The 6,040-nt window shown below is 35.4% G+C and carries 5 protein-coding genes; all 5 read right to left on the bottom strand.

Annotated elements, in window-relative coordinates; genetic code table 11:
* Window positions 1–198: 198 nt before the first annotated feature.
* The 5 genes from EO92_RS11760 to EO92_RS11740 all read right to left on the bottom strand — a co-directional run bounded on the left by EO92_RS11760 (window position 199) and on the right by EO92_RS11740 (window position 5,763).
* Window positions 199–390: a CxxC-x17-CxxC domain-containing protein gene (locus EO92_RS11760; RefSeq protein ID WP_048171801.1), complete on the bottom strand. Its 192-nt coding sequence runs from the start codon at window positions 388–390 to the stop codon at window positions 199–201.
* Between the two features lie 506 nt (window positions 391–896).
* Entirely contained in the window at window positions 897–1,121 is a 225-nt protein-coding gene (locus tag EO92_RS11755; RefSeq protein WP_048171799.1) for a type II toxin-antitoxin system HicA family toxin, read from the bottom strand.
* A complete protein-coding gene (locus EO92_RS11750) occupies window positions 1,122–1,340 on the bottom strand; it encodes a type II toxin-antitoxin system HicB family antitoxin (RefSeq protein WP_200896775.1) in 219 nt (72 codons plus the stop codon).
* Between the two features lie 369 nt (window positions 1,341–1,709).
* Complete coding sequence (locus tag EO92_RS11745; protein WP_082108100.1) at window positions 1,710–4,388, bottom strand: UvrD-helicase domain-containing protein; 2,679 nt, start codon at window positions 4,386–4,388, stop codon at window positions 1,710–1,712.
* Window positions 4,389–5,565: 1,177 nt separating this feature from the next.
* Window positions 5,566–5,763 carry a CxxC-x17-CxxC domain-containing protein gene (locus EO92_RS11740; protein WP_048131897.1) on the bottom strand — a complete coding sequence of 66 codons (198 nt, stop codon included), beginning with the start codon at window positions 5,761–5,763 and terminating at the stop codon, window positions 5,566–5,568.
* Between the last annotated feature and the right edge of the window lie 277 nt (window positions 5,764–6,040).

Below are 6,040 nucleotides of genomic sequence, written 5' to 3'. Positions count from 1 at the left end.
AGATCAAAGAAATAAAAATTAAACTGATAGTGTATAACATAAACAAAAAAGTTGTAGAAATAATTTGCATAAAATTAAGGATTTCTACAGAGCCCAAAAGATCACAAGTTAAGAAAAAGTATATTCCGAGTCTAAGGTATATTTAAAAAAAGTGGAAAAGAAATAAGTGTTGATGTAACTCAGTTACACAAATAACACTTAATATCTGTTTTCTCTGGGTGTCCTGTGGTTAGGAAGACAATCCCTGCAGTAAACAGGTCTTTCGGGGTCAGGTTTGAAAGGCACTTCTGTCTCAGCTTTACAGTCTGAACAGGTTGTCTTGTGCATTTCTCTGGGAGCGCCGAAATTGGAATTAGAATTTCCTCTGAAGTTTCTGTCATTAAAATCCATATTTGTTTCACCTTTGGTTTTAGTTGTTAGTTAATTGTTCAAAAACAAGATTGTATAGAACTCTTTGATTAAAACCAAAAGTTGGTTTTTAATAACAGATTATTATACGTCTCTTTATTTATCAACACATATACATTGCACATATAATATATAAATATACCTATAATTATAACGTACACTATCTCAACTGAGAGAACAATTTCCATACCTGTATTTAAGAGGAGATAGCAGCCCATTTTTTGATCGCTCCTGAAACCAGGATTCACTTGAAAAACCCACTACTATAATTTGAAAACAGCTATCCCATGCCAAAAATCTGATTGATGATCCAAAAAACAGTCCCGAGGAGAACTGATCGATGAAGTGCAAAACTGATTGAGCTGGAAAATGCTACTTCTCCAACATGTAAAGGCTCTCAGGTTTTCGAGTTATCAGATTTTTACAAACGTATTCGGGAGAGATTCAAGCAGACCGCCGGCAGGAAAAAATAATCAAATCAAATAAGTTTACTTCAAAAGAACTTCGAATTCTTCTACCGTGAGCCCTGAAGCTTTTATTAAATTTCTTAAAAGTCCCGGTTTCAGTTCTTTGTGCTTCGGGACGGTAAGCGTAACTTTTGAGCCTTCCTTTCTCAGGACAACGTGACTTCCTACCTGCCGGTGTGGGAGCCAGCCAGCTTTAGAAAAGGCTTTAATTACCTGCATTCCGGAAATTACAGGAAGTCCAGACATTTAAGCAACCACGTCAACAACTCTACAGGAAGATTTCCCGATGCATTCCTGCAGTTCGTCTTCTGCGAGGGATTCCAGGCAGGCCTGAATCGCTTCTTTAATATTCTCAATTGCTTCTTCTACTGTATCTCCTTCTGAAAAACAACCCGGCAAACTGGGGCAGCTGGCAATAAATCCCCCTACTTCTTCGTCTTCCTCAAGGATAATTTTGAACCGCATAGAACCGTTTATGAGGTTTTGCTTAATATTTGTATGGGTAAGGGTTTGATATTGATATTTTTGATCCATAATCCACTTAAAAAAACGTCGCTCGAATTTGAAAAACTCCTCAAAAAGGGAAAAGAATCGATTAATCTAAAGAAGCCCTGCAAAGTGCCCCTTATAAAGCTGCAAAAATCACGGGTTTTTCAATTTCACTTTTCTTAACTTTATCATAACAAACATGTTCGGGGTAGATTTAAGCAGACCGCCGGCAGGAAAAATATATTTCAACTAGATTGGAAGTTTTGTGCGGTTTGCTTACAAAAAATTCAGAGGAGTTTGGAATAAATCGACATATTAATGAGAGCTGCCAAAATTTGATTTGCATTATTTCAGTTCACAAATAGTAACTTTGTTTTCAATTTCATTTACAAATTTACTAACCGAATCTTTTTGCGTATAGATAATTAGGTCACTCATAGCCCGCGTAACAGCGACGTAAAAAAGTCTTCTTTCTTCCTGGTATCTATCTTTCTTGCTTGAGAGAGTTGCGGGCTCAAAAATGTAGGGGTTTTCTAATTCACAGGGAAAACCGTACATGCCTTCCACCACATCCAGCAGAAAAACAACTTTTGCTTGCAAGCCTTTGCTCCTATGAACCGTCATGAAAGGCACTTTATTCGGGTTTTTACTTCCATCGAAGGAAAGAGGAACATTCATCTTTTCGGCGTATTCCCTCAACAGATTCTGCATCATTATATTTTTTCCAATTCTGGATAGAAGTAAAATGTCTTTTGCCTCATAGCCTTCATCAAGATAACACTTCATTAAATCAACACAGTGCTTAGCTATTTGGGAATGGTACTTGTATTGGGATCTTCGACCATAATCTGAGATGTAAACCCTGATAGGACGTTCATCATTATTTTTAGAGAAAGTATCTTTTTCGATCTGTGAACCTTTATTGTATACTATAATTTCAGCACCAGTATCCACTATAGACTTGCAGTTTCTATAATTGATAGAAAGGTCAGTCCTCGCAGGATGATCGAAGTATTCATGGAAATTCACAAAAAAATCAAGGTTGGATCCTGAAAAACCCATTATACTCTGCCAATCGTCGCCCACGCAAAACAACTTACATCCTTCGTTTTTCTTCATAAGCTCTTTTATGAGTTCGTATCTTTGAGCACTTATGTCCTGATATTCATCAATCAAAATATGGTCAAAAGAATCCTTGCATAATCCCTGGTTTTCTTTTAGTTCTTTTACAGCAAGATTGATCATGTCAGAAAAATCAATTTTGTTTTCATTTCTTAATTTATTTTCATAAGTTTCATAAATATCTAAAGCGATGCTGGCAAACATTTTTTGTTTTGCAGACCATCTCTCAGTTAACAGCCTTTGCTCAATCTTTTTCGGGGACAGATTATACGTTTTAGCAATTGTTATGAATCGACCAATGTTGAAAGAAAGACCTTTAACAGTTGCTTTGCATTCCGCGCTCAATCTATTGACAAGTTGTTCGTACGGAGCAGGAGTGAATTCAAAATCTTTATCAGGATACTTTGCCTTTAATGCATTTGTCAGCTTTTCGGTCAAAGTTTTCTCAAAATCTGTTTCTTTGAATTCATAATAGGTGGTTTCCACAAGAGAATATTTGTCCTGCTGCGAGAACTTCCCGATTTTCATCGCCATGCCTTTTCTGTATTCTTCCGATGCGTTTTCACCTTCAAACCAATCAGGCACATTGCCATCCCTGTCTATTGCCCAGTGTTCAAGGTAGATGTCGTAATCGGAAAAGAAAAAATCAGGCATTGGGATTTTTTTCCCGCCGCTGGCATCGGTATAAGCCATCCACTCCGCAGGATGTTCATAAAATATCCTTATCCTTTCTCCATTTAAGTTTTGACTCAGGAAAAAGTTCAGTATAGCCCTTTCAGCCTCACTTTTGACCTTAGTACCATCAAGGGCCGTATATGTTAGACCCTTCATGTATTTGTAAAATTCTTCTTTTTTTTCAAAATCATCTTTACTATTTATGATCTCATCATCATGGTAAAATTTCATGTAATCTAAAATTTTCTTCTGGAAATTTCCGTCCGTTTTTTTAAGATTGAATAGAGAATTAACATAGCTAGAGAATTCTTTTTCAAAATTGTAGCCCGAGAATTTTAATTCAGGAATCTCTTTACCTGAGATTTTGCAGGCGTCTTCAAGAATTTTCTTTCCTAATGAATGAAAAGTTCTGACTTCTATGGCATCAATCCCAAACCTTTCACCAAGTCTATTTTTAACTTCTCCAGCTGCTTTATTCTGAAACGCAAGAATAAGTATTTTTTTAGAATCAACCCCATCAGGGGTTCTTTCCGTGAGGTAAGCAGCTCTGGTAATCAGGACTTCGGTTTTTCCAGAACCTGCACCTGCTACAACTAAATTATGTGTATCATCAATTACTATGGATCTTTTTTGTGAGTCGTCCAGAGGAAAAGGAGACTTCTGAAACAAAGAGTCGTATTTTTGGATTCTTTCCCGTATAAAATCCTCATTGTCATATGCCTTAAATTCATTCAGTAAATAGGTTAATTGCTCCACTGATCTTCCAATAAAATCTTTAGAAGGCTCATCCAAAAGTTTACTTTTATTTGTAAAAATAGAACAAGTATTTAGACAGTTATTGCAGGTATTAATCAATTTTTCCTTCTCATGAAAAGTTAAATAAGTTTCCCTTTTTATTTTGTATGATCCATATCTTTTGTACAAGTCTGAAATAGTTTTTTCAATATTTTCTTTTACTTCTTCACTTATGCTTTCTTTCTCTGATCTTAAAATTTTATATACATAGTTCGAATAATTTATCAAATAATTTTTTTTAAGAAAAACGAGCGAAAGTAAAAATAAAATAAAAAGTGGAATGATAAATTCAGGAAGAAAAATTACAGCTATGGAAAATAAAAGCAATATATCCCTTATTTTGAGCCTTGAATCAATATTATTTGCCTTATCTAGAGTTATCCCAACACCTTCTGAAAACGGGGAACCAAGTGTATCAAGAAAGTTATACATTAACTATACAAACAATGTATAAAAAATATAGGCAAAGTAGAAATATAATTATTAATTGATACTCAAATATTTAAGGCAGAGTATCTGAAGACAAAAATTATGTATTTTTACAATGTTGACAAAATTGTAAAAAATCGTTTGTTACAGTAATTACGTACTGATTTGGGATCGGAAAAGCCCTCCAATAATTCAGGAAAAAACAACCCCCGCAAAAAGTCGTATTGATTTTCTAAAAAATTCGGGGTAGATTTAAGCGGACCGCCGGCAGGAAAAATATATTTCAAATGAATTGGTTATGAGGGAAGATTTTCATTTCGTATTCGGCGGTCCAGTTTCGGATACTTCTGAATACATAAAACTGGGAAAATGTTTAAAAAATATTAGTGGAAAGACACTAAATATTAGTTTCTAATGAGTTCATGCTTATTTATCTTGAATTTTAAATTGCCATTTATCGGTCTCAGAATTAGGAGTTTATAACAGGTAATACCCATTTTACCAAAATTGTGAGAATAGCAAATATAATAATAAGCCAAATTACCCAACCGGGCAAATTTTCGGGTGTGTCAACCATAATAACAGATATTTCAGAATAATATAAAAAGACATATAGATGGATGACTCCAACTTACCTTTTTCGAATCAATTTTGAGTTACTTGGAAAGGATAAGGAGAACTTTTCACCTCTTATTAAGCGATCCTTTTTCGGGCTACTTTCTTTAGTCTATAATTAACTTGAAAAAGTCCCTTAAATCAAAAAATCTCCCCCAGAGGGAAAGAATTGCTTAATCTAAAAAAGCCCTGCAAAGTGCCCCTTATAAAGCTGCAAAAATCACGGGTTTTTCAATTTCACTTTTCTTAACTTTATTTAACAAACGTATTCGGGGTAGATTCCAGCAGACCGCCGGCAGGAAAAATATATTTTAACTGAATTGGTTGTTGGAGAAGATTTTCATATAGTATTTGGCGGTCCGGTTTTGGATAGCTCCAACGAAAAAAATAAGGTCACTAATTAAGAGAAAAGTATATTCCGGATCTGAGGTATATTTAAAAAAGTAAAAGTGTAAGTCCGCTTGAGCGAAACTCACTTTATAATCCAAAATTAGCCCTCTTGAGCGCAGCGAAAAGGGCCGCGTACTCCCGAGGCGCAATTCGGGTGCCGAAGCGAAATTCGGGTTTAGTATCTGTCTTCTCTGGGTTTCCTGTGCTTAGGAAGACATTCTCTGCAGTAAACGGGTCTTTCCGGGTCAGGTTTGAAAGGTACTTCGGTTTCAACACCACAATCAGAACATTTAGTCTTGTGCATTTCCCTGGGAGCTCCGAAGCCTCCACGGCTGCTGTCTCTTCCCCTGTCTCCTCTGTCATTATAAGCCATTTTGTTTCACCCTGGTTTTAGTTGTTAGTTATTGCTGAAAAATAAGATTGTATACGACTCTTTGGTTAAAAACAAAAATTGGTTTTTAACAACAGATTGTCATACATCTCTTTATTTTCAATACACATACATTGCATTTAAAATATATAAATGTTCCATAATATAAAAGATATATTTTTTTAACAAAAGAAAACTTTGTGATCAGGGTTTATGGGACGTGTGAACTACCACTCAGCTAAAGACTGAGTGGCTTCTTGGTTCATTCCTCCCTCTATTG

It is taken from the genome of Methanosarcina sp. 2.H.A.1B.4 (genome assembly GCF_000979385.1).
Lineage (GTDB): Archaea > Halobacteriota > Methanosarcinia > Methanosarcinales > Methanosarcinaceae > Methanosarcina.
This window is presented reverse-complemented; position numbering and strand designations above follow the sequence as displayed.

Excerpts from the sequence above, each read along its gene's own strand:
- EO92_RS11760 (WP_048171801.1), bottom strand. The coding sequence starts at position 390 with ATGGATTTTAATGACAGAAACTTCAGAGGAAATTCTAATTCCAATTTC.
- EO92_RS11755 (WP_048171799.1), bottom strand. The coding sequence starts at position 1,121 with ATGTCTGGACTTCCTGTAATTTCCGGAATGCAGGTAATTAAAGCCTTT.
- EO92_RS11750 (WP_200896775.1), bottom strand. The coding sequence starts at position 1,340 with ATGCGGTTCAAAATTATCCTTGAGGAAGACGAAGAAGTAGGGGGATTT.
- EO92_RS11745 (WP_082108100.1), bottom strand. The coding sequence starts at position 4,388 with ATGTATAACTTTCTTGATACACTTGGTTCCCCGTTTTCAGAAGGTGTT.
- EO92_RS11740 (WP_048131897.1), bottom strand. The coding sequence starts at position 5,763 with ATGGCTTATAATGACAGAGGAGACAGGGGAAGAGACAGCAGCCGTGGA.